The sequence below is a fragment of the Pedococcus sp. P2_F6 genome, from assembly GCF_056403675.1.
Genome location: NZ_JBFUEZ010000001.1, coordinates 749,763 through 772,497 on the forward strand (window position 1 = coordinate 749,763; position 22,735 = coordinate 772,497).

Annotated in this window: 26 protein-coding genes; 9 read left to right on the forward strand and 17 right to left on the reverse strand. The window is 70.1% G+C overall.

Going from position 1 to position 22,735, the window contains the following annotated elements:
• The first annotated feature begins 68 nt into the window (after window positions 1–68).
• From AC1DWP_RS03570 to AC1DWP_RS03580, 3 genes are all read left to right on the forward strand, one after another.
• Window positions 69–971, forward strand: coding sequence for an ATP-binding cassette domain-containing protein (locus AC1DWP_RS03570; protein WP_477613065.1), 903 nt, complete (start codon window positions 69–71; stop codon window positions 969–971).
• Window positions 968–1,789 (forward strand): ABC transporter permease, encoded by an 822-nt coding sequence (locus AC1DWP_RS03575; RefSeq protein ID WP_477613066.1) that lies wholly within the window; start codon window positions 968–970, stop codon window positions 1,787–1,789. Before AC1DWP_RS03570 ends, AC1DWP_RS03575 begins: the two co-directional genes overlap by 4 nt.
• Before the next feature lie 140 nt (window positions 1,790–1,929).
• Window positions 1,930–2,367: an SRPBCC family protein gene (locus AC1DWP_RS03580; protein WP_477613067.1), complete on the forward strand. Its 438-nt coding sequence runs from the start codon at window positions 1,930–1,932 to the stop codon at window positions 2,365–2,367.
• 19 nt (window positions 2,368–2,386) lie between these two features.
• Here AC1DWP_RS03580 and AC1DWP_RS03585 read toward each other — a convergent pair whose 3' ends face one another.
• Window positions 2,387–2,791 (reverse strand): hypothetical protein, encoded by a 405-nt coding sequence (locus tag AC1DWP_RS03585; RefSeq protein ID WP_477613068.1) that lies wholly within the window; start codon window positions 2,789–2,791, stop codon window positions 2,387–2,389.
• 188 nt (window positions 2,792–2,979) lie between these two features.
• Between AC1DWP_RS03585 and AC1DWP_RS03590 the strand changes: the two genes are divergently transcribed.
• Window positions 2,980–3,393: a nuclear transport factor 2 family protein gene (locus tag AC1DWP_RS03590; RefSeq protein WP_477613069.1), complete on the forward strand. Its 414-nt coding sequence runs from the start codon at window positions 2,980–2,982 to the stop codon at window positions 3,391–3,393.
• Window positions 3,394–3,411: 18 nt separating this feature from the next.
• Here the strand turns inward: AC1DWP_RS03590 and AC1DWP_RS03595 are convergent, their stop codons facing one another.
• From AC1DWP_RS03595 to AC1DWP_RS03615, 5 genes are all read right to left on the reverse strand, one after another.
• Complete coding sequence (locus tag AC1DWP_RS03595; RefSeq protein ID WP_477613070.1) at window positions 3,412–5,670, reverse strand: xanthine dehydrogenase family protein molybdopterin-binding subunit; 2,259 nt, start codon at window positions 5,668–5,670, stop codon at window positions 3,412–3,414.
• Complete coding sequence (locus tag AC1DWP_RS03600) at window positions 5,667–6,662, reverse strand: FAD binding domain-containing protein (protein WP_477613071.1); 996 nt, start codon at window positions 6,660–6,662, stop codon at window positions 5,667–5,669. Before AC1DWP_RS03600 ends, AC1DWP_RS03595 begins: the two co-directional genes overlap by 4 nt.
• Window positions 6,659–7,198, reverse strand: a complete 540-nt coding sequence (locus AC1DWP_RS03605; protein ID WP_477613072.1) for a 2Fe-2S iron-sulfur cluster-binding protein — start codon at window positions 7,196–7,198, stop codon at window positions 6,659–6,661. Before AC1DWP_RS03605 ends, AC1DWP_RS03600 begins: the two co-directional genes overlap by 4 nt.
• Before the next feature lie 67 nt (window positions 7,199–7,265).
• Window positions 7,266–8,552, reverse strand: a complete 1,287-nt coding sequence (locus AC1DWP_RS03610) for a hypothetical protein (protein WP_477613073.1) — start codon at window positions 8,550–8,552, stop codon at window positions 7,266–7,268.
• Window positions 8,549–9,115 carry a SigE family RNA polymerase sigma factor gene (locus AC1DWP_RS03615; protein WP_477613074.1) on the reverse strand — a complete coding sequence of 189 codons (567 nt, stop codon included), beginning with the start codon at window positions 9,113–9,115 and terminating at the stop codon, window positions 8,549–8,551. The genes AC1DWP_RS03610 and AC1DWP_RS03615 overlap by 4 nt, the downstream gene beginning before the upstream one ends.
• Before the next feature lie 216 nt (window positions 9,116–9,331).
• On the opposite strand from AC1DWP_RS03615, the gene AC1DWP_RS03620 reads away from it, so the two are divergent.
• Window positions 9,332–11,425 carry an ATP-binding protein gene (locus tag AC1DWP_RS03620; protein ID WP_477613075.1) on the forward strand — a complete coding sequence of 698 codons (2,094 nt, stop codon included), beginning with the start codon at window positions 9,332–9,334 and terminating at the stop codon, window positions 11,423–11,425.
• 43 nt (window positions 11,426–11,468) lie between these two features.
• Entirely contained in the window at window positions 11,469–11,855 is a 387-nt protein-coding gene (locus AC1DWP_RS03625; RefSeq protein ID WP_477613076.1) for a DUF1801 domain-containing protein, read from the forward strand.
• A 23-nt stretch (window positions 11,856–11,878) separates the two neighbouring features.
• On the opposite strand, the gene AC1DWP_RS03630 is transcribed toward AC1DWP_RS03625, so the two are convergent.
• From AC1DWP_RS03630 to AC1DWP_RS03655, 6 genes are all read right to left on the reverse strand, one after another.
• Window positions 11,879–12,304 (reverse strand): DUF2237 family protein, encoded by a 426-nt coding sequence (locus AC1DWP_RS03630; protein WP_477613077.1) that lies wholly within the window; start codon window positions 12,302–12,304, stop codon window positions 11,879–11,881.
• 1 nt (window position 12,305) lies between these two features.
• On the reverse strand, window positions 12,306–12,887 hold the full coding sequence (locus AC1DWP_RS03635; RefSeq protein ID WP_477613078.1) for a 1-acyl-sn-glycerol-3-phosphate acyltransferase: 582 nt from the start codon (window positions 12,885–12,887) through the stop codon (window positions 12,306–12,308).
• Window positions 12,888–12,912: 25 nt separating this feature from the next.
• Window positions 12,913–13,665 (reverse strand): ANTAR domain-containing protein, encoded by a 753-nt coding sequence (locus AC1DWP_RS03640; protein ID WP_477613079.1) that lies wholly within the window; start codon window positions 13,663–13,665, stop codon window positions 12,913–12,915.
• 54 nt (window positions 13,666–13,719) lie between these two features.
• Entirely contained in the window at window positions 13,720–14,457 is a 738-nt protein-coding gene (locus AC1DWP_RS03645; RefSeq protein ID WP_477613080.1) for a GAF and ANTAR domain-containing protein, read from the reverse strand.
• 207 nt (window positions 14,458–14,664) lie between these two features.
• The gene (locus AC1DWP_RS03650; protein ID WP_477613081.1) at window positions 14,665–15,303 is read right to left on the reverse strand and encodes a response regulator; all 639 of its coding nucleotides are present in this window, start codon (window positions 15,301–15,303) and stop codon (window positions 14,665–14,667) included.
• Complete coding sequence (locus tag AC1DWP_RS03655; protein ID WP_477613082.1) at window positions 15,300–16,445, reverse strand: sensor histidine kinase; 1,146 nt, start codon at window positions 16,443–16,445, stop codon at window positions 15,300–15,302. Before AC1DWP_RS03655 ends, AC1DWP_RS03650 begins: the two co-directional genes overlap by 4 nt.
• A 175-nt stretch (window positions 16,446–16,620) precedes the next feature.
• On the opposite strand from AC1DWP_RS03655, the gene AC1DWP_RS03660 reads away from it, so the two are divergent.
• Window positions 16,621–17,703, forward strand: coding sequence for a hypothetical protein (locus AC1DWP_RS03660; RefSeq protein WP_477613083.1), 1,083 nt, complete (start codon window positions 16,621–16,623; stop codon window positions 17,701–17,703).
• Window positions 17,704–17,732: 29 nt separating this feature from the next.
• Here AC1DWP_RS03660 and AC1DWP_RS03665 read toward each other — a convergent pair whose 3' ends face one another.
• The 3 genes from AC1DWP_RS03665 to AC1DWP_RS03675 all read right to left on the reverse strand — a co-directional run bounded on the left by AC1DWP_RS03665 (window position 17,733) and on the right by AC1DWP_RS03675 (window position 20,080).
• Window positions 17,733–18,758: an ATP-binding protein gene (locus tag AC1DWP_RS03665; protein ID WP_477613084.1), complete on the reverse strand. Its 1,026-nt coding sequence runs from the start codon at window positions 18,756–18,758 to the stop codon at window positions 17,733–17,735.
• A 198-nt stretch (window positions 18,759–18,956) separates the two neighbouring features.
• Window positions 18,957–19,349: an STAS domain-containing protein gene (locus AC1DWP_RS03670; protein ID WP_477613085.1), complete on the reverse strand. Its 393-nt coding sequence runs from the start codon at window positions 19,347–19,349 to the stop codon at window positions 18,957–18,959.
• Between the two features lie 230 nt (window positions 19,350–19,579).
• Window positions 19,580–20,080, reverse strand: coding sequence for a hypothetical protein (locus AC1DWP_RS03675; protein ID WP_477613086.1), 501 nt, complete (start codon window positions 20,078–20,080; stop codon window positions 19,580–19,582).
• 128 nt (window positions 20,081–20,208) lie between these two features.
• Here AC1DWP_RS03675 and AC1DWP_RS03680 point away from each other — a divergent pair, with 128 nt between their 5' ends.
• Both AC1DWP_RS03680 and AC1DWP_RS03685 read left to right on the forward strand, forming a co-directional pair.
• Window positions 20,209–20,874 (forward strand): hypothetical protein, encoded by a 666-nt coding sequence (locus tag AC1DWP_RS03680; RefSeq protein WP_477613087.1) that lies wholly within the window; start codon window positions 20,209–20,211, stop codon window positions 20,872–20,874.
• Window positions 20,871–21,794, forward strand: coding sequence for an NAD(P)/FAD-dependent oxidoreductase (locus AC1DWP_RS03685; protein WP_477613088.1), 924 nt, complete (start codon window positions 20,871–20,873; stop codon window positions 21,792–21,794). Before AC1DWP_RS03680 ends, AC1DWP_RS03685 begins: the two co-directional genes overlap by 4 nt.
• Here AC1DWP_RS03685 and AC1DWP_RS03690 read toward each other — a convergent pair.
• A complete protein-coding gene (locus AC1DWP_RS03690; protein ID WP_477613089.1) occupies window positions 21,785–22,045 on the reverse strand; it encodes a hypothetical protein in 261 nt (86 codons plus the stop codon). The two genes, AC1DWP_RS03685 and AC1DWP_RS03690, sit on opposite strands and share 10 nt — an antisense overlap.
• A complete protein-coding gene (locus tag AC1DWP_RS03695; protein ID WP_477613090.1) occupies window positions 22,042–22,728 on the reverse strand; it encodes a DUF2306 domain-containing protein in 687 nt (228 codons plus the stop codon). The genes AC1DWP_RS03690 and AC1DWP_RS03695 overlap by 4 nt, the downstream gene beginning before the upstream one ends.
• Window positions 22,729–22,735 lie beyond the last annotated feature (7 nt).

Sequence of the window (22,735 nt, forward strand, 5' to 3'; positions counted from 1 at the left end):
CGCCTCAGGGTGAGCATGGGGTCTGTCCCCGATGTGTCCACGTGGCTGTCAGCGCCACGATTCTCGGCATGATCACTGTCGAATCACTCACGAAGACCTACGGACGTGGACTGACCGCCGTCAACGACGTCTCGTTCTCCGCGGCCACGGGCCGCGTCACCGGCTTCCTCGGCCCCAACGGCGCAGGCAAGTCGACCACCATGCGAATCATCGTCGGCCTCACCCCGGCCACCTCAGGTACCGCCACCGTCGACGGACAGCGGTTCACCGACCTGCCCAACCCGGGCCGCGAGGTGGGAGTCCTGCTGGACGCCTCCGCACAGCACGCCGGCCGCACCGGACGCGAGATCCTCACGCTCGCCCAGCGGACGATGGGCCTGCCCCGGGCGCGGGTCCAGGAGATGCTCGAGCTCGTCAGCCTCACCGACAACGAGGCCGACCGGCGCGTCCGCGACTACTCCCTGGGGATGCGCCAGCGCCTCGGCATCGGGACCGCCCTCCTGGGCGACCCGCACGTCCTCATCCTCGACGAGCCCGCCAACGGCCTCGACCCGGCCGGGATCCGATGGATGCGTGACCTGCTGCGAGGGTTCGCCGACCAGGGCGGCACCGTCCTGCTCTCCTCCCACCTCCTCCACGAGATCGAGGTCATCGCCGACGACCTCGTGGTCATCGGCAACGGACGGATCGTGGCCCAGGGCACCAAGTCCGACCTGCTCGCATCGGCCGGCACCGTGGTCCGGGCACGCGACGCCGCCGCGCTGGCGCGGGCCATGGCGGATGCCGGCCTGGCCGTCACGCCCCACCCAGACGGCAGCGTGCACACCGACGCCGCACCCGACCAGGTCGGCGAGATCGCGCTCGCCGCACGCCTGGTCCTCACCGAGCTCCGTACCGCCGACGGGGCCGGGCTCGAGGAGATGTTCCTCGAGCTCACCGCAGACACCCAGCGCGAAGGAGCAGCAGCATGACCACCACCGTCCTGCGGACCCCGACCTCCCAGTCGGCCGCCCCCGCCCCCCGCACGCGCACAGCAGCCGCGCGGATCCCGCTGACCCGCATCGTCGGGGTCGAGCTGCGCAAGATGTTCGACACCCGCTCGGGCTTCTGGCTGATGGCCAGCATCGTCATCACCAGCGTGCTCGCCACGGCCGCCATCATCGTGTTCGCTCCCGACGACCAGCTCACCTACGACAACTTCGCGGCAGCCATCGGAGCGCCGATGACCGTGATCCTGCCCATGATCGGGATCCTCGCGGTGACGAGCGAGTGGAGCCAGCGCAGCGGGCTGACGACCTTCACCCTCGTGCCGCACCGCGGTCGGGTGCTCAGCGCCAAGTTCCTCGCAGCCATCACGGTGGGTGTCGCGTCGATGTTCGTCGCCCTCGTCGTCGGCGTGCTCGGCACGGTCGTCGGGAGTGCCATCGCCGGCGTGGACCCGGTCTGGAACGTCTCCGTGGGCCACTTCGCGACGATCGTCCTGGGCAGCGTCCTCGGAATGGTCTTCGGCTTCATGCTCGGCCTGCTCATCCGCAACTCCCCTGGCGCGATCGTCACGTACTTCGTCTACACCCTGGTCCTGCCGCCGCTGCTCGGTCTCCTGGCGGCGAACCAGAAGTGGTTCGCCGACCTGCAACCGTGGGCCGACTTCAACTACTCGCAGATGCCCCTCTTCGACGGCAACCTCTCCAGCCAGCAGTGGCAGCACCTCGCAGTCTCCGGTGGCCTGTGGTTGCTCCTGCCCATGGTCGTCGGGCTGCTGATCGTCCGCCGCGCCGAGGTCAAGTGACGTCAGGCGCTTCGGAGCAGGGCTCCGCCGCCCCACCACCGGGTCAACCGGTCGGTAGGGCGGCGGAGCTTCGTGCTCGGATGGCGGATGATGGTGCACCGAGGCCCACAATTTCCCACGAGAAATGGAGAGCACTGCGCATGGCGACCACCCGTTTCACCGTCCACACCAGCTTGTCGCCGACCGCGGTCATGGCCGTGATCACCGACTTCGGCCCCGACCGGTCCCGGTGTTGGCCGAACGTCGACGAGGCCCACTTCACGGTCCACGCACAGGGTCCGGACTGGGCTGAGGTGACCGAGGGCACCGGCATGGGCTGGGAGCGCGAACGCTACTCGTGGAACGCCTCCTCCGGCGTCGTCACCATCGACACCCTGGAGTCGAACCTGTGGGGACCGGGCAGCGGTTGGCGGTACGAGCTGGTGCCCTCGGCCGGGGGCACCGACCTGCACGTCTCGCTCACTCGGCTGCCCAACTCGTTCAGGGGCAAGCTCGTCGCCGCCCTGATCCCCATCGCCGGGCCACGAGCGCTGGGGAAGCAGTTCGAGTCGGTCCTGCGCAAGGCAGAGAGCCGCTGAAGGCCGTCTGACCCCCTGATCAGGGGGCGCGATGCCAGACGATCCCGAAGGCGTCGGTGAGGGTGCCCGCGCCTCCGTCGTAGTGGAACTCGATGGTCAGACGTTCCCTCACCACGTTGCCTCCCGGTAGGCAGACGAGGGCCGCGACCATCACCACATCGCTGCCGTCCGTGTAGCCGGGGCCGGACAGCCGGGCTGGGTTGCCGCCGCAGGCGTTGGTGGCGGCATCGTCGACGTAGGTCATCGCGTAGACAGTGCGCCCTGAGCCCCTGATGTCCAGCGTCTGGGTGCTGCCGTCGGTGTCGATCGAGGTCCACCTGCCAGCCAGCGGTCCACTCGCGGCCGATGCGGCGACCGGAGTGAGGACTGCGCAGGTGGCCGCGAGGATCAGACTGGCCGCTATCGAGCGAGTTGCACGATTCATGTGGATTCCCTTCCGTCGCAGCGAATTGTGCGTGAGTCGATGCTGGCGCCGAGGGCTGGTGGACGGCAATGGCCCGGTTGGGTCACGCCCGGGGACTAGGCATGCCTGTGTGTGTCCGCAGCTCGCGAGGGGGCGCCGTCGCTGACAGGTGCTGTCGGTGCGCGGATGACAGGGCTAACGTCAGCGTCATGAGGATCCTGGAGCGCCTCACGGAGGCACAGAACGCCCACGACGCGCAGCGCATGGCGTCCCACTTCGCCGCCGACTACGACAGCTCCCAGCCCGTCCACCCCGGCCGTGGCTTCAAGGGAAGCGCCCAGGTCCTGGCCAACTGGACCGCGGTGTTCGAGGGCGTCCCCGACTTCCACGCCGAGCTGCTTGCCTCCTGCGTGGACGGGGACACCGAGTGGGGTGAGTTCGACTGGCAGGGTCAGCACTCCGACGGCTCGCCCTTTGCCATGCGCGGGGTCATCATCGTGACGGTGCGCGACGACCTGATCGCCGGCGCCAGGTTGTACATGGAGCCCGTGGACCGCACTGACCAGGACATCGAGGCGGCGGTCGAGGAGCTGTCCAGGCCGCCCTCCTCCTCGTCCCGTTGAGCGCCCCGCCACGGGCAGTCAGCCGACGATGCGATCCAGCGTCAGGGGCAGGTCGGTGACGCGCCGCCCCGTGGCGTGGCGGACCGCGTTGGCGACGGCTGCACCGACCCCGACGATGCCCACCTCGCCCGCCCCGAGGATGCCCAAGGGCATCTGGGGATCCGGGTCGTCGAGGGTGTGCACGTCCAGGAAGGGGACATCCGCGTGCACAGGCACGTGGTACTCGGCGAGGCTCGGGTTCATGATCCGCGCGCTCCGCGTGTCGATCAGTGTCTCCTCCCCCATCGCGAGGCCCAGACCCATGACGATCCCGCCGCGCAGCTGGCTGTGGGTCGTCTTGGGGTTGACCACCCGACCCACGTCGAAGACGCTGACCCACCGACGGATTCGCAGCTCACCGGTGTCGGCGTCCACCCTGACCTCGCAGAAGTGCGCCCCCGTGGCGGCCTTCATCCACCGCCTGCTGTCCATCACCAGCTTGGAGAGGAACCGCACCTGGCCCCACATGGCTTTCGGTCCGGAGTCAGCACCCACCTGCACCGTGAGCGAACGCTGGCCCGCGCGGGTCAGGACCTCGGCAGGGTCGGAACCGTCCGGCATACCCGCCTTGGACGCCAGGGCGTCCAGCCTCTTGCGCATGGCGTGGCAGGCCTTCTCGATGGAGCCGGCCAGGCTCGCGGTCTGGCCCGAGCCCCCCGCTCCCGGCCCCATGGGGAGGTCAGAGTCGCCGTAGAGCGCGTTCACCCGCTCCAACGGCACCCCCAGGCAGTCGGCGACCATCTGGCCCACGACAGTGGCCGTGCCCATGCCCATCTCGTGGAAGGCGCAGGCGAGCGTGGCGCTACCGGTCGCATCAACGGTCAGCTGGACGTTGGCCACGAACTCCCAGGACGGGTGGATGGCGGCGGCCACCCCCCAGCCCACGAGGTCCTTGCCGTCGCGCGTGCCCGGCGCCGGCCGATCGGCCCACCCGAACAGGTCCCGTCCCTGCTCGAGCGTCTGGGCGAGCCTGCGGTGGGAGTAGCGCGTTCCGTGGACCGGGCTGTTCTCGCCGGGCTGGTTGAGCAGGCGCAGGTCGACCGGGTCCATTCCGAGCTCGATGGCGAGCTCGTCCACGGCGGACTCCACGGCAAAGCTGCCCTGCGCCTCGCCGGGGGCACGCATGGCTGTGTTCGTCATGAGGTCGAGCTCGACGACCTTCTGCTCGGCCAGGATCGTCGAGGCGTCGTAGAGGTCAAGGCTGCACGCGACGATCTGGTCTGCTTCACCGCCGACACGACCCTTGCGTGACGTGGCCGAGTGGATGAGGGCCTCCATCTGACCGGCTCGCGAGGCCCCGATCGCCACGCGCTGACGGGTGGGGGTCCGACCACCCACGGTGCGATAGACGCCCTCGCGGGTGAGGGCCAGCCGCACCGGCCGTTCCGCGACCTTGGCGGCCATGCAGGCGATCAACGTCGCGGCCCACACCTTGGACTTGCCGCCGAAACCCCCGCCGACGTACTTCGACACGACGTGGACGTCGCCGGCCGGAATGTCGAACCGCTTGGCCAGGAACTTCTGGGTCCAGTCGATGTTCTGGCAGCCCTCGTAGACGGTGAGCCGTCCGCCGTCCCAGACGGCCGTGGTCGCGTGGGGTTCGAGGGCGTTGTGGTTGTGCTGTGGGGTGGTGAAGGTCAGGTCCACCTTCACCGGCGACGTCGCGTATGCCGCGCGGGCGTCACCGCGCTTGCCTCCCGTCGCGGGCATCACCGGCATCGAGCGGACCCGCGTCGCGGTGGGCAGCTCTGCGTCGAAGTCGGCAGTGGGAGTGATGGCCTGGTACTCCACATGGACGAGGGACGCGGCGTACTGGGCTGCTTCGAGGGTCTCGGCCACCACGGCGGCGACGGGCTGCCCGTCGACGTGCACCTCGTCGGTGTTGAGGAAGGCGATGGAGCTCCCAGCGGCCATGGTGGAGAGGTCCATCGGGTTCATCCGGCTCGGTGGCGGGGTGAGGCGCGGGGCGTTGTGGTGGGTCAGGACCAGCACCACGCCCGGATGGGCCTCGGCCCGGGCAGTGTCGAGTGACGTGATGCGACCGCGGGCGATGGGCGCGTGGACGAGGACGGCATGGGTCAGGCCCGGCAAGGGGTACTCCGCCGAGAACCGAGCTGTGCCAGTTGCTTTCGCGAGCCCGTCCACCCGGTCGACCGGCCTCCCGATGGCTGGACCGGTCCGTTCGTCGGTCTCCGTCGGCGCTACGGCTTGGGTCGTCCGCTCGGGCGCCAGGGTCATGACGCACCTCCTTCGTCGCGCAGTCGCCGGAGGGTGGCGGTGATCGTACGGACCGCGAGGTCGATCTTGAACTCGGTGCTGGGCGTGCCCACGGCCTGCGCCAGCTCGGCACGGGCCGCGGCCGTGAAGTCCTCGTCCGTGGCGGGTTGCCCGGTCAGGTGCTGCTCGAGAGTCGTTGCCCGCCAAGGCTTGTGGGCCACTCCCCCGAGCGCGACGCGCACCTGCGAGACCGTGCCGTCGGTGACCTCGAGGGCGGCGGCCACGGAGACCAGCGCGAACGCGTACGAGGCACGGTCGCGGACCTTGCGGTAGCGGGAGCGGGCCGCCAGTGGCTGCGCCGCGACGGTAACCGCCGTGATCAGCTCGTCTGCCGCAAGGGTGGTGTCCACGTCCGGCGTCTCGCCCGGGAGTCGGTGGAAGTCCTGGATCGGGATCGTCCGGACGCCGGCGCGGCTGGCGACCTCGACCTCCGCGTCGAGCATCACGAGAGCCACAGCCAGGTCGGAGGGATGCACCGCCACGCAGTGCTCGCTGGCCCCGAGGACCGCACCCATCCGGTTGTGACCCCCGGCAGCATCGCAACCGGCACCGCGCTCACGCTTGTTGCACGCGGCGGCGTGGTCGTAGAAATAGAGGCATCGCGTGCGTTGCAGGAGGTTGCCCCCGACAGTCGCCATGTTGCGGATCTGGCCGGAGGCCCCCATGAGAATCGCCTGTGCGAGGACTGGGAAGCGTTGGCGCACAGCCAGGTCGGCGGCGAGGTCGGTGTTCCTGACTCCGGCACCGATCCGCAGGCCACCGTCCGCGGTCTCCTTGATCTCGGCGAACGGGAGGCGGGACACGTCGACGAGGACGTCCGGCGTCTCGATGCCCTCACGCATGAGGTCCACCAGGTTGGTGCCACCGCCGAGGAACTTCGCACCAGGCAGGTCGACGATGGCCGCCAGCGCCTCGTCGATGCTTGCCGGCACGGCATTCGAGACCGGCTTCATCGGTGACCACCCGCCGTGTTCGCATAGGACTCGATGGCCTCCACGATGCCGTTGTTGGCGCCGCACCGGCACAAGTTGCCGCTCATGCGTTCTCGCACCTCGAGGTTCGAGCGGGCGGGCGGTGAGGCGAGGTGCTCGGAGACCGCGCTCGGCACCCCTTCGTCGAGCTCGCGCAGCATGCCCAGAGCCGAGCAGATCTGACCTGAAGTGCAGTAGCCACACTGGAATCCGTCTGCCCCGACGAACGCACGCTGGAGGTCGTGCGGAGTCTCGGGTGACCCGACGCCCTCGATGCTGGTGACCTCCCGGCCCTCGACCTGGACCGCGAGGGTGAGGCAGGCCAGCACGCGGCGGCCGTCGACGAGCACGGTGCAGACCCCGCAGGCGCCCTGGTTGCAGCCCTTCTTGGTCCCGGGGAGGTCGAGGCGCTCGCGCAGGAGGTCCAGCAGGCTGACCCCCGCATCCACCTCGACCTCGGTCGGCGTTCCGTTGAGGGTGAAGCGGAACTGCGGAGTGGTGCGGGGATGCACTGGCACTGGCGTCTCCCTTCCTTGTCCGGAGACTAACCCAGCCCGAGCGGTCCCGCCGGTGGCCGGCCGGGTCTCAGCGGCGCCACCACGTCGGGTCGAACCGGAGCGGCAGCGGCCCGTCGAGGATGCCGAGGCGCCGAGCCGTCCAGAGGCCCAGGCGCCACAGCAGCCAGACCCCCAGCAGGGCCAGCGGGATCGTGATCCACACGACCAGCCTGGCTCGCCACACCGCAGCCTGGTTGACGTGGGGCTTGCCGCTGAAGGCATCGGCCCTCCAGCTCGTCAGCCCGGCAAAGCCCGCCGTGCTCTCGGCGGCGGCCGGTCCCCCGACCGGACCCGTGCGCCCGCTCGAGGTGACGAAGAGGACGCCGCGTTGCCAGGTGACCCCGTCCACGGAGTAGCGGGAGTGCAGCGGCACGACAGTGCCACTCGCGGCGAAACCCGTCTCCCGCACTCCGGTGAGGTCCCAGGTGATGACCGAGGAGTCGTAGGAGGCGTTCATCAGCGACGCACCGATCGCCAGGGTGCGGCCGTCCGGCGACACCGCCATCGCCTGGGGCTCGAGGGTCGCCTCGGACGGGTAGGTCAGGCGCCCGACGGCCCGCCACGAGGAGTCGCCGAGGGTCCACGTGTACACGTCGAGGGTCGAGTCGGTCTGCGAGCTGTAGGTCACCATGAGCGTGCGGTCGTCCAGCCAGCCACCAGCCAGGGGGAAGCCGCTCGTGACCTGCTCCAGCGGCGTGTGCGCGGGCACCGGGACCTGGGGCCCCTCGGGGGTGGCGACGACGATGGTCGACGACGAGCCGTAGGCCCGCGCGTAGTGACCCGAGTCCGGCGACCAGGCCGCCCACAGCTGATAGTCGTCAGGGGCACCCGGCTGGGGAACGGGGCGACTCGAGCCCGCCACGAAGTCGTAGACGTCGAGGCCGTCGACCATCCAGCGACCGCTGGGTGACAACGCCGCATACATCCGGCTCGGTCCGGCACCGGGCACCTTCCACGCCTCACCGAGGGAGTCGATGCCGAAGGCCGTGGTCCCGTCGAGGACGACCGCGGTCATCGGACGATGGGCACTGAGGACGTTCGGGGCGAAGTAGGGGTGGGCGAGGATCGAGGGGTAGGTGTCCGGAGCGTCGGTCTGCAGCGGCCGGGGCGAGGCGGGCACGGGAGGGACCGACAGCGACGGCCAGGCGACGAAGGTCAGCAGCGCGACGAGGGCTGCAAAGGCGGCGGCGCTGGCGACACGCATCCTGGTCCTGCGGTGGGCGCCCCGGGTCCAGAGCTCGTCGACGGAAGGACCTCCGGCCGACCCGACGTCACGAACCAGATCCGCCATGGCGGTGCCGAGTGGGGTGTTCATCGACGAACCTCCGTCCTGCCAAAGGTGAGTGCGAGCTCCGGAGCGAGGACGCGGAGGCGTTCCAGCGCGTGGCGGGTCTGGGACTTCACGGTGTTGACCGAACAGCCGAGCACGTCGGCCGCCTCGCGCTCGGTGCGGTCTTCGTAGAAACGCAGGACCAGGACGGCACGCTGCCTCGCGGTCAGGCGAGTCAGCGCCCCCGCGAGCGTGAGGCGGGCATCGGCGCCGGCGACCCAGTCGCGTGAGGACGAGGCGAGCCGCTCGCTGGCCTCCACCGGGTCGGGCTGGTGGCGCCGCCACCGCCAGGCGTCCACCGACCGGGTGTACAGGATCCGTCGGACATAGGCCTCCGGCGATCCGGCAGCCGACACGACGGACCAGCGCTGCGCCGCCCTGGCCAACGTCTCCTGCACCAGGTCCTCAGCCGCGTGGGGGTCGCCCGTGAGCAGCGTGGCCGTGCGCAGCAGCGGCACCCAACGGGCCCGCACGAACGCCTCGAAGTCCTCACGCGCGTCCACCTGTTCCGCCTCCCCCGCCGTCGTCGCCCGAGTCCACCCTGCCACCCGACCCCGCCTGTGCTCCGCAGTCCACACTCTTGAGGACGGACGCGCGGGGAGGTCTGGGTGGAACCCCCGACGTGTTGCGGGTCACGGGCCGGGCGCGGTTCCCCACCTGAGCACGCCGACTGCGCAACAATGGGCCATGCCCTCCAGCCGGAAGACCGGCGCCACGAGCACCTCCTGTCGTCGGCCTGCCGCGCCCGAGCTCTGCGGAGCTAGGTGATCCCCTCGTCCTCGTTCCTGCGACGGTGGCCGTTCGCGGCTGCCGTCATGGCGGTCGCCGTCTTCGTGCTGGCGGCGAGCGCCGTCCGGTTCGCCCCGCCGGGGTCCTCCGTCGCCGTGTGGTGGCCGGCGGCCGGGCTCGCCGTCGCCTTCCTGCTGGCGACGGGCCCGAACTGGCGACGTGCAGGCATCGTCGTCGGCGGCATGGTGGTGATCAGCGGTGCGGCGAACCTCTACGGCGGGCGGCCCCTCCTCGCCGCCACGTGCTTCGGCGTGGCCAACGCCACCGAGGCCGCGGTGGTCTGGTGGGTGATGACGCGCGGAGGGCGCCGCCCTCGCCTCGCCTCACTCGACGACCTGGGCCGACTGTTGGTCGCCACCCTGACAGGAGCCGTCCTCTTCGGCGTCCTGGCCGGCCTCATCGTGACGTACACGCTCGACGGCACCTTCCTGCCCACGGCCTACGCCGTTGCGGCCTCCCACTCCGCGGCCGTCCTCATCATGGCGCCACTCGGTGTGGCCGTCTCCACCAGCAGGTCCCAACCCCGCCGGCTGGAGGACCTGCTCCAGGCGGTCATGCTGCTGGCTGTCGTCCTGTGGGTGTTCGCCTCCAAGGACGGGCTTCCGCTCGCCTTCCTCCCACTCCCGGTACTGGTCTGGGGGGCGACCAGACTCCACCTGCGCAGCCTCGCCGTCCAGCTGTTCGCCCTCGGCGTCTTGGTCGTCCTGCTCACCAGTGAGGGGGGCGGACCCTTCGCCGCGGCGGCGCGTTCCGGGATCGTCGAGCCCGAGACGGTGGGCGCCCTGACGCAGGCCTTCCTGATCACCGCCGCCATTACCGGCCTCGCGCTCGCCGTGGCCTCGACCCAGCGCCGTGACGCCCTCGCAGACCTGCACAGCGAGGCGACGTTCACCCAGACCGTCCTCAACTCCGCCGTCGCGACGGCCATCATCGGGACCGACCCCTCGGGCACCATCACGTTGTTCAACCGTGGTGCGACCAACTTGCTCGGCTACCAAGCGGACGAGGTCGTCGGTTCGCTCAACTGGGTCGACCTGCACGACCCGGCAGAAGTGGCCAGGCGTGCGGCCGAGCTCCGCCTCCCGGCCGGTCCGGCCGTCCTCGTCCACGCGCTCGAGGATGCGGACCGCACGGAGACGCGTGACTGGACCTGGGTGACCAAGGACGGGCGCCGCATCGTGGTCGACCTGACGACGAGTGCCATCGTCGACCAGGCCGGCACCGCTACGGGCTACCTCGGCGTGGCCGAGGACGTCACCGAACGACGCGTGTCGGCCGACGCGGTGCAGGCGGCGCTCCTGCGCGAGCGCCGCGCGGTCGAGCAGCTCACCGCCCTGGACCGGACCAAGAACGACTTCCTCTCGTCCGTCAGCCACGAGCTGCGGACGCCGCTGGCCAGTGTGCTCGGCTACACCGAGATGTTGGAGGACGGCGCGGTGGGTGAGCTGGCCCCCAAGCAGCTCGACCTGATCTCGCGGATCGACCGCAACGGACGGCGGCTGCTCGCCCTCATCGAGGACCTGCTGCTCAACTCGCGCATCGAGTCAGGGCAGCTCCACCTCGCCCGCCAGCGTTGTGACCTCGTGGAGGTCGTCGACCACGCCTGGGAGTCGGTGGGTGCTCTGACCCAACGGCGAGACCTGGAGCTGTCGCGTGACGTCACAGACCGCCCGGTCCCGTTGCACGGCGACCCGGCCGCCCTCGAGCGGGTCGTCACGAACCTCCTGTCCAACGCCGTGAAGTTCACGCCCGACGGCGGCAGCATCGTGCTCAGGCTCGACACCACCTATGACCGCTTCGGTGACGGCAGGGCGAGGCTGATCGTGGCCGACACGGGCTTCGGCATCTCCGAGAGCGACCAGGGTCAGGTCTTCCGCCGTTTCTTCCGCTCCTCGGACGCCACCGAGCGGGCCGTCCAGGGCACCGGCCTCGGGCTCTCCATCGTGCGTGCCATCGTGGACGGCCACGACGGCACGGTGCACGTGACCTCCAGCGTCGGCGAGGGTTCGGCCTTCACCGTCCTGCTGCCGTTGGCCCGAGCCGCCAGGTCCAACGGGATGGCCGGCTGAGGAGTCGCCGATGAGTTGCCGGGTCGGCGGCGGTCTATCTGGCATGGACACCAATCCCCTGGTGGACGCCTACATCCAGTCATTGCCGGCTTGGCAGCACGAGCTGTGCCAACGTCTCCGAGAGGTCGTGCACGCCGCCGACCCCGAGGTCGAGGAGACGATCAAGCGGCGAGTGCAGCCCTACTTCGTGCTCGAGGGCAACGTCTGTGCGCTGCTTGCCACGAAGGACCACGTCAACCTGTTCGTCTACGACGGGGCCATCGTGGACGACCCCCACGGCCTGGTGACCGGCGGCCATGACAACGCCACCGCCCGCACCATCGCGTTCTGGGAGGGCGACCCCGTCAACGAGGCAGCGCTGCTGGAGTTCCTGCGCCAGGTCATTGCCAACAACCGGGCAGGTGGCTGGCGGCGACTCAAGAAGTCCTGAGGTCCGTCACGCGAGGCACTCGCCTAGACCCCCATCGAGCTGAGGTCCGGCGGGACGTCGACGGAGTGCTCCCTCAGGACCTCCAGCGGGACAACCTGCAGCACCACCTCGTTGGTCGCCGCCAGGACGACGTGGGCGGCTGCCCCGTCACGGTGGGCCCGCGCCCAGTTGAGCGCCGTGACGCACCAGCGGTCCCCCGGCACCAGTCCGGGGAAGCGGTACTCGGGAATCGGGGTCGACAGGTCGTTCCCGATTCCGCGCTGGTGCTCGAGGAACTCGGCGGTCACCACCGCGCAGATGGTGTGGCTGCCGAGGTCCTGAGGGCCCGTGCTGCAGCAGCCGTCGCGGAAGAACCCGGTCATCGGCTCCGTGCCGCAGACCTCCAGCTCGCCACCGAGGACATTTCGCCCCACCGCCCCGGCGCCCCCCGAGTCGCCCGTGGCAGCCACCTCAGTCCCCCTCCGGTGAGATGGCTCGCAGCTCCTCGCGAAGGCGAGGCTCGGTGCGCAGCTCCGGGTGTATGCCGTGCTTGTCCGCGTAGAACTCCCGCACCTTGTCCATGTCTGCGACAACATCCGGCGTGGCCGAGATCGTCGGACCGAAACCCGCTGTGCGAGTGGGCCCGTCGATGAAGGCCAGAGCGATCGGCAGCTTGGCGGATCGTGCCACGCGCCAGAATCCGGACTTCCAGTACTCGCCCTTCTGCCGGGTGCCCTCTGCCGCCAGGATCAGCAGGAACGGCTCTCCGCTGCGCGCCTCGCGCACGAGCTCGCGCACGACCGCACCCGGGTTCTGACGGTCGAGCGGCAGGCCGCCCAGCCGGTGCAGGAGCCAGCCGACCGGCCCACGGAACAGCTCCTTCTTGATGAGCACGCGCGGTGTCACCCCGCCCCGCCACATGATCAGCAGCATCATCACGAAGTCCCAGTTGGACGTGTGTGGAGCGCCGACGAGCACCCCGGTGCGGGGCACCTCGCCCACGGCGGTCCAGCCTGCGGACCGCAGCACCAGGCTGGCGAGGCGACTCCTCATGGTGTGCCTCTCGGGTGAGGTCGGGTCACCGGGCAGGTGGTTGCGTGGGGGTGGTCCTGGCCGTGGTGAGGTCTGGATGGCTGGTGGGGTCGGCGACGATCGCCTGGGCGATGTCGGTCAGCCGGTGGTGGTTCCGGCGAGCGTACTGGCGCAGGCGGTCGAAGGCCGTGTTGACGTCGATGCCGTGGGTCCTGGCGAGGACGCCCTTGGCCTGCTCGATCGCGATCCGGCTGTTGAGCGCACCCTGGAGCTGCTCGGTGAGGATCTCCGCGCTCCGGATGCTGCGCTCCTGCAGGAGGCCGATGGTGGCGATGTCGGCCATGGACTGCAGGATGCGGGCGTCCGCCGACTCGAGCCGACCGGTGTGGCTGCTGAACATGTTCAACGCCCCGATGACCCTCTGGCGATGGCGCAGGGGGAAGGCGTGGACGGAGCGGAAACCTGCAGCGACCGCGCGCGGGGCGAACAGGGGCCACCGCTCGGTGGCCTCGTGCAGGTTGGTGTTGACGACCGCGGTGCCGGTGCGGAAACAGTCCAGGCAAGGCCCCTCCTCGTACTGCAGCTGGAAGAGCTCGAGCAGCTTGACCGACTCGGCTGAGGCGGCCATGTACTGCAGCTGGCCGTGGGGGTCCGCCAGCAGCAACCCGGCGGAGTCCGCGCTGCTCACCGCAGCGGTGTGCCTGGTCACGGTCTCCAGGAACTCGATGACGTCGAAGTCGTCGACGAGGGTGTCCGCCACCTCTACGAAGACCTCGGCGAGCACATCAGCGGCAATCATCGTGGGCTCCCCTTCCCCGTCGCGTCCTGCGCAGGCGGCCCGTCCTCTGCCCGGTCATTTCGTGTCTCGGTTCAGTCTGAGTTTACCGGCGACGACGTCCCTTGCGACATCGCTGATGTAACGCCCGTGGGCGTACGCGTGAGCCCGAAGTCGCGCCATCGCCTCGTCGATACCCACCCCGAGATCCACCATCACCATCCCCTGCGCCTGGTAGACCTCGAGTCGGTAGGCCAGCGCGTCATCGAGGTCCTCGGTGGTCTTGCCGTCCTGGGCACCGTCCTGTCCGTCCACCAGCAGACCCATCGCCACCTCGGCGAACGTGACCGCCTGCGTGAGCCCGTCGGCGGTCAGCGACCCCCGCTCGTCGCGGTAGACGTCGAGCGCACCGGCTCGAGCAGCCCCGACCTGTAGGGGAAAGGCGAAGACTGCATTGATGCCGCGCCCGTGGGCGGCAGGGGCGTAGCCCGGCCAGCGTCGCATCCCGTGCGTGGGCAGGTCCGGTTCCATGACCGGGCGCCGCGAGCTGTAGGCGTCGATGCAGGGGCCTTCGCCGAGGGTGAACTGGAGCTCCTCGAGCTCCCGACTGGCGGCACTCGACGCGGCGATGGTCCCGCCGCCGCGGTTGTCGTCGGTCAGGAGGCTGACGCCGACCCCCGTGGCCGGGAGCGCGCGGGTCAGCGCGGAGCAGAGTCGTTCGAGCCGACCGATCGTTCCCGGGGTTCCACCCGGAGGCGATGGCTCGTCGTCGATGAGCCGGTTGGCGCGGGCAAGGCGACCGTGGACCTCAGTCACAACGGCACCCGGGTCGAGCTGGGACTGTTGCCGTGGCGGCGCGACATGCGCGCACGGCACCCACCGTCCAACCGCTCATGTGCTCACCCGTCATCGACTCCGACCCGGTCTGGGCGCTGTCGTCGGCGTCCGGGGGCTGGCTGCTAGGCCTGCATAGAGGATAGCGCTGATGCCCGTCCTGCCCGCGAAATGGCTCGCCGTGACGCCTCAGGCGACGCCGGCGCGGTGCGCGATGACGACAAGCTGCACACGGTCGCGAGCGTCGAGCTTGGTCTGGATCCGCGACACGTGGGTCTTGACGGTGGTCTCGCCGATGAAGAGGCTTCGCGCGATCTCCGGGTTGCTGGCTCCCTGGGCCACGAGGTGCAGCACCTCGGACTCCCGCGGCGAAAGCCGCCCCAGGGCTGCCACCGCCTCCGGGTGCTCCCGCCGGGGTTGGCCCCGCACCAGCTGAGCGAGCACCTGCTTCTCGACGGCGACGTCACCAGCGGCCACCGCGCGAATCGCCGCGACCAGCGACTCTCGCGGCGCATCCTTGAGGAGGTACCCGCTGGCACCAGCCCGCAGCGCGGCGAGCACGTAGTCGTCCGCACCGAAGGTCGTGAGGATGAGAATCTTTGTGGCAGAACCTGATTCGACAATCCTGCGGGTGGCCTCGATGCCGTCGACCTCAGGCATCCGGATGTCCATCAGGGCGACGTCTGGTGCGAGCGTCGTGATCAGGCCGATCGCCTCCGCTCCGTCGGCGGCCGTCCCCAGCACGGTGAAGTCCTCTTCGGCATCGAGGATGGCCGCGACGCCGTCACGGATGAGGAACTGGTCATCGACCACGACGAGGGTGGTCACGGGGCATCTCCGAGGGGCAGGACGGCACGCACGCGGTAGCCGCCGCCGGGCCGCGGTCCGGTCGTCAGCATGCCGCCACAGGCAGCCACCCGTTCGTGCATTCCTGACAGTCCGAACCCGGGTGCGGCCGAACTGCCGTTCACCCCGCTGGGCGCCTCGCTGTCGTTCTGCACGTCGATCACGAGCAGGTCGGCCTGCTGTCGGACGGCCACCGAGGTGGGCGACGTGTGCGCGTGCCGCAGGGCATTGGTGAGGGCTTCCTGCACCACTCGGTATGCCGTGGCCGAGGCTTCGGGAGTGAGCGTGGGTTCGCTGTCGGGGGCATCAAGGGTGATCTGCAGCCCGGACTCCCGCATCCGCCGGACCAGCTCGGGGACGTCGGGCCAGGTGGGCGGGTGGGCGGCGCTGTTGCCCTGCGTCGGATCCCGCAACGCCTCCAGCAGGCGTCGGGTCTCGCCCAGCGCGTCGCGCCCCGTGTCCTGCACCCGGAGCATCGCCTCATCTGCCCGAGCCGGGTCCGATGTCATGAACAACCGCGCCAGCTCCGACTGCACGACGATAACGCTGAGGCTGTGTGACACCACGTCGTGGACCTCGCGGGCGAGGCCCACCCGCTGGTCCGCAACCTGGGCCTGGGCCTGGGCGGCGACCGCCCGGGCCACCTGCTCCCGGAGCGTGCGCTCGTGGCGAAACGCGGCCCCCAGTGCGAAGATCCACCACGAGTTCAACCCCCACGCCCACGCGTTGTCGACGTTGATCTCAGGGATGACGCCCGTCCACAGAAGCACCGGGAGCTCGGGCAGGACGAGGGCGGCGTACTTCGTCACCCCGGTGCCATAGCGTCCGCAGGCAAAGACGGCGACCACCAGCAGATAGAGGCCGGCCAGCAGGAACGCGTGCAGCTGCGCCGTGGTGGTCACGACGATCGAGCCGACCACCACCACGAGCGCCGCAACCGGATGGGTCCGCCTCAGGCACAGGGCGAGCGCGCTCGCGGTCAGTGCCAGGGCGAAGGGCCACCTCGCACCGTGCACCGCGACGGTCTGGGGACCCGTGACCCACAGCTCCACCTGCCCCACAGCCCAGAGGGCTCCGGGGACCGCCCAGTCCCGCCACGTCAGACGGTGCGACAGCCCTGACATGGCCCAAGGCTACGCGGGTCGGAGTGGGGGGACGTCGTCCTCAGGTCCACATCGCCATCAGCGTGCAGGACGACACGGTCGGACCTCGGCGCGGACGCGGTCGGGTCACCCCGAGGCGCACCCTCCAGGGGTCCACCACCCCGCCTGCACCCCGCCCGCGACAAGGAAAATGCCGATGCGATCGACCCAGCTCCTGCCGACGACGATCGGCGCCGCCGCGCTCGTCCTGACGGTCTCCGCCTGCGGGGCCGGCGCGTTTGCGCAGGGAACACCCCTGGGCGCCAACGAGTTGCACGCCGTCGAGACCCAGGTCAAGACAGCGGGCAAGCCGGCCTACTACCTGGGTTCCAGCGTCGGCGATCTCCCCTTGACGTTGCTGGACCTGGTCGAGGAGAACGCGCCGGCGTTCCAGGTCCAGGCCGACTACGGCACCTGCATCGCCGCCGACGGCGGGTGCTCCGCTCCGGTGGTCGTCTCGACCAACGACTGGCATCCCGATGTCGCTGGCATGAGCTGTCGGCGGCTCGACCCACAGCTCGGCGTTCCGGCTGGGGTGCTCATGGGCGAGCTGACCCTGGTGACGGACGGCGTGGTCGTCACGGTGTCCGACTTCCGTGGCCGAGATGACAGTGACGACGTCCAGCCGGCCGTGCGCCTCCTGTCGCAGCTGAGGGCCGTGGGGGCAACACAGCCGGTCGGCACCCTCCCCGCACCGGATCCCGCTGTGGCTGCCTGGATGGACGACGTCTGCGGCAGCACCCCGGGCCTGGAGGTCTCACACCCCTTCGAGGGCGAGAAGGATCCCCTCGACAACTCCCACGTCCCTGACTTCACAGTTGAACGCCTCGGTGGCGGAGAGCTGAAGTGGGCGGACTACCGCGGCAAGCCCGTCGTGATCACCGTGGGGACCGTCCCGCAGGTGTCGGCCGCGCTGCGGCGGTTGCAGCCGCTTCTGGCGAAGACTCCCTCCCGTCCCACTCTGCTCGGGCTCGTCACCGACCCGACGGCGGACAAGTTGAACCCGCGCCCCGTGGCCGTGATCGAGCACGAGGCGGGAGACCTGCCCGCGCCCGTCGGGTATGCCGCCGTGCCCCTGTCAGCGGTGTGGTTCCTCGACGCCGCCGCCAACACCGGTGGCGCGTCTGCCTGGGACTCCGGGGTCGTGGCGTTCGTGGACTCGACCGGCACCGTGGTGCGGTTCGCCCCACCATCCATGCCGGATGCCCAGGTGACGGAGTGGGCTCGTGCGCTGGGCTGAGGTGCTGACGCCCACGGTCCTGGGTTCCTCTAGGCGAGCCTCGTTCGCCGTGTCGCCGAGATCCAGGTGCTGATGCGCACGGCTGTCCCCCACCGTCCAGACCTGATCTCGACGAGGTCGCAGAGCTGGTTGGCAAGCCACAGCCCGCGACCATGGTCGTCGTCCAGCGATGCGAGGCGGTGCCCGGCCATCGGGTCCCTCAGCCGGTGGACACTGCGGACCTCGCAGACCAGCCGGGCGGCGGTCCGCCATACGCACAGGTGACACGTCCCACCACCGTGGTTGAGGGCGTTGAGGGCTGCCTCGTGGACGGCCAGGACGACGGCTTCGGCGTCCTCGGCAGGCAGCTTCGCCCTGGCGGTCTCCTCGCGAATCGTCGTCCGAGCCGCGGCCAGGTCGGAGTGACGCGAGACGACGAAGGTCCGGGCCGGCCCGGCAGGGTCGACCAGTCGTTCGGCAAACAGGTGGCGGACGTGCGCGAGCCCGGCATAGCCCGTACTGCCCTCGTACGCGCCTTCGTGCTCGAGCAACGAGTGGCACGCCTCGATCTCGTCCGTGCGGTCGGCGTCCAGATGATCGGTGTCGAAGCTGCAACGAACCCAGAGATCGGTGTCGGCTCCCACGGCCATGTTGACCAGGGCGTCGGCGAACTGCTCCTGGCGGCGCACCGCGACCGGGCGATGGCCGTAGGCGGGACTGATGAGCAGCCTTGCCGGCTGCCCGGTGGCCTCGCACCGGTCGGCGAAGGCGATCCAGTGCGCCACGCTTCTCGAGGGATATCTGCCGTGTTCCACGAGCGTCGGCTGGCTTCCACCCGTGGCGAGCTCGCCGGACAGCCGGGCGAGCACGTCGTCGAGGGCGCAGACCATGACCTGCTCACCGGCCTCGAGCCCGCTCCGTACGAAGTCGGCGGCAGCCGCGACGAGCCGCCTGCGTCCTCGATGCAGTGACGCGTCATGTCTGAAGCCCCGCCCCCGTCCGCGCGGTTGGGGGTCGGACTGTGGCGGAAGCGCGTTGAGATGCCTGGGGTCCTGTGGTGCGGGTCCGCTCGGCATCTGCGCTCCTCGCCGAGCTGCGCCGGCCTCGGCCGTGTGACGCCGAGCTGCGCCGGCCTCGGCCGTGTGACCGCGTCGCCACGGCGCCCACGTCAGACGCCCCGCGACGCTAGTACTACTAAAGCACCGTGAAGCGTGACAAGCCAGCGCGCGGTGCTCCCGGGCGCAGCGTCCCGTGGCAGGCGCTCTTCCGAAGCGTCACGGCGGAAAGGGCGGTCGGGGCGTGCGGTAACGGGCGACGGTCCGGTCTGGGTCGAGGATCTCGAAGACACGGCTCACGCCTCCGCTCGCACCCGCGACCACGAGGCGGCCGTCCTCATTGGCTGAGAGCACCGCCTCCACACACGATGAGTCGCAGAAGGTCAGGTTGGAGACGTCCAGGATCACCGCGCTGCGACCCTTGGACAGCCCCGCGCTCAGGGCGCCCTCCAAGGTGTGCCGGCTGCCGATGTCGGCTTCGCCGAAGAGCTCGACGACCCACACTGCGCCGCAGTCGTAGTGGACCGCTGCCAGGGTGCGCGATGGCCTGCACGTGCGTCCTCCGGGGCCGAGGTCCCGCAGTCCGGTCATCGTCGTCCCCGGCGTGGGCACGGCCGCTTCGTCGCCACGGGCAGGGACCAGCTGCAGTTCGGGGTGGCCGTGCTGGCCTGACGGTGGCACCTGAGGGCTCCGGACGTCGCGGGGTTCGCCACCGGGTCCGGGGTAGCCTCTCGCCCCACCCTACGCCGGGAACTCTTCGACCGACACGGCCACGATCCCAAATGCCCCACGTAGCCGAAATGTCCCCACCGCTCAGGGCCTTTGGCCCTGTTCCCTGGACGTCAGTGAGGCGGTGCGCTGACGTCGCTCTGGAGCGCAGCGACCTTGTCGGCGAGGTCGGACATGCCCTGGCGGAGCTCCACGAGGATCGAGTCGAGCTTGGCGTTCAGGTCGGACAGGTCGGCACGAACCGTGGGCAGGAACTCCATGACCTGCTTGAGATCGGCCTCGATGCGACCCAGGGTCTGGTCGCTGGCCGCGCGACCGTCGTTGACCGCGGTTTCCACCCGACCCAGTGTCGCTTGGCCACCCGCGCCCAGGGCCTCGATCCTGCCGAGTGTCTCCACGTTGACCGCCTTGAGGAGTCCACCGGTCTCCCTGACGAGAGTCAGGATCTCCGCCGCGGCGTCACGTGCCCTCAACGCTGCGTGATACGTCTGGGGCACCAGTCCCGGGAACGATCCAACCTGTCCCATGCCGCCGGTCATCTCGGTGGGCGAGGTGCGCACGAGCGCGTCCAACAACATGTTCGTGTCGCGATTCACGTCGTCGATCGATGCCATCGGCATTCTCCAGCCTCGTGGGCCACGCAGGAACGGGCGAACCGGGACGTCGGGAACGCTACACCGCCCGGCCCATTTGTCACCCATTCGTCAGTGGACTTCAGGGCAGCCGTCGCGACCATGGTCCTATGAGACCGACACGCAGCTCCGAACGTCGTGACAAGGGCGCCCGGACGGCAGGTGCCTCAGGGCTCGCCTTCGTGCTCCTGCTCCTCATCGGGGCTGGCATGGCGAGCGTCCCTGGCGGGCACGACGCAACGGCCGCAGTGCGGACGTACTACGAGCAGCACGCTGGGGTCGTCGCCGTCGCCCAGCTCGTCGAGCTGGTGGCGACCGCGCCCTTGCTCGTGTTCGTGGTGGGGCTCGCTCGATCGACCTCCGTTGAAGCCAGCAGACCCGTTGTGGTGGCCGGTGGTGGGATGTCGGCTGCCGCCGTGCTGACGGTGGTACCTCCACTGTGGCTGTGCGTTGTCGCGCCCACTGCGACGTCGTCACTCGTGCACAACCTCGCTCGCCTCTCCGACCTGGTCGACGTGCTGCTGTTCCTGACCATCGCATGGTTCGCCACGACGTGCTGGCGGCTCTGGCGGGGACCGGGATGGCTCCGTTGGACGTCGTTGGCAGTGGCTGGCCTGTGCGCGCTGCGCTCGCTGGAGATTGCCTTCGGAGGGTCCCTTCTCGAGGTCGTCGCCCCGGTTGCCTTCCTGGTCCTGGTCGTCGCGCTCAGCGTGCACCTGCTCCGGCGTCCACTCCCCTCAAAGGACCCCCTCCACGGGTCCACCCTTGCGGCATGAGCGAATTCGACGTGGTGGTGATCGGTGGCGGCGCCGCCGGCCTGTCAGCCGCCCTTGTCCTGTCCCGGGCGCGGCGAAGGGTCCTCGTGGTCGACGCCGGGTCACCACGCAACGCCCCTGCCGCCCACATGCAGGGCTACCTCTCCCGAGACGGTATGCCGCCCGCTGACCTCTTGACCCTCGGGCGCACCGAAGTGATGGGGTACGGCGCAGAGCTCCGCACCGGCATGGTCACCGACGCCGTGCGGGACGGCACCAAGGGCTTCTGGGTGCTGGTCGACGACGGCACGCGCGTGTCAGCACGGCGGTTGCTCGTCACCACCGGTCTCAGGGATGAGCTCCCCGACATCCCGGGTCTGGCCGACCGCTGGGCACGCGACGTGCTGCACTGCCCCTACTGCCACGGCTGGGAAGTACGCGACCAACGGCTCGGGGTCCTGTGGAACGGTCCGGAGACGATCGGCTACACGCAGATCGTGCGGCAGTGGGCCGACGACGTCGTCCTGTTCGTGCCGGCTGACACGCTGACCCAGGCCCATCGTCCGCAGCTCGTGGCGCGCGCGATCGGCATCGTCGAAGGCGACGTGGCGGAGCTCCTCGTCCGGGACGACCACCTGAGCGGGGTGCAGATGGCCGACGGTCGAACCATCGCCCGCGACGCAGTGTTCGTCCCGCCGCGGTTCGTCCCCAACCACAGCCTGCTCACCACGCTGGGTGCCGACCTCGACAGCCAGGGCTGGGTCGTCACTGGAGCGCACGGATCGACCAGCGTTCGAGGCGTGTGGATGGCGGGCAACGTGAGCAATCCGCGAGCGCAGGTCATCACGGCGGCAGGCGAAGGATCAGCCGCAGCCATCGCCCTGAATGCCGACCTGGTCGAGGAGGACGTCCGCGACTCCGTCCGCGCCTTCTACCTCTGAACAGCCGTCCCTTCCCCGGGGCCGTCGTCATCGACCTGCACGGCCAGGAGCGTGACACCGAGGTCCCGGATCCTGGCCAGTAGTCCGTGCAGCTGCGCCTGGTCCGCGATCTCGCCCGTCAGCGTGGTGGTGCCGTCGACCTCGCGCGTCAGGGTGAGGTCGGCCAGCCAGGGCGACCAGTGCTCTTCGAGGTGCCCGTCGACCCGGAGCCGGTAGCTGGTGGGTGCGGGTCGACTGCCGGACCGTGTCATGGCGCACCGACCTGGGTGGTCAGCCCTGTGGCAAGCCGCTGGGGCCTCCGGCGGCCATCGCGCCCGATGACGTACTCCGCCACCGCCAGGTTGATGACCCAGCCCGCACCGAGGCTCAGGTCCTTCGTGAGGACGCTGGTGCCGAAGACACCTTCCCCGATTCCGAGGGTGAAGACCTGGGTCCCCGCACCGAGCGCCAGGGCGTAGGCGCGGGTCATCCAGGCCCGATGACGCACGATGTCGCCACGGCGGACTGCCGCAAAGCCGAGGACGATGCAGGCGGCCATCCCTGACCCGAACGCCAGCCGGAACACATGGGCGAGCTCGCCCGTGCCGGGCTGGCGCGGATAGAACTGCGTCATCCACAGACCCGAGCCCGCCACCGCCAAACCCAAGCCCACCAGGGCTCGTCCAGCCCTGCGGTGCCAGCCGGGTCGACGGCGCCGCAGGGCCGCGGAGAACTGGAAGGCGCCGAGCACGGCATACGTGACGGCGCAGGTGATGTGCACGACGACCGGCACCGGCGAGGCACTGAGGCGTGGGTTCGCGGGCAGGACGTGGGGGCCGCCTGCGAGCTCGAGCAGCCGCAGCGAGCCCGCGACGGCCGGGACGACCACCAACGCGACGAGGGCGAACGGCACCCACCCGGTCGACCTGGCCGACCGGGTGGGTGCCGCAGCCACGTGGACG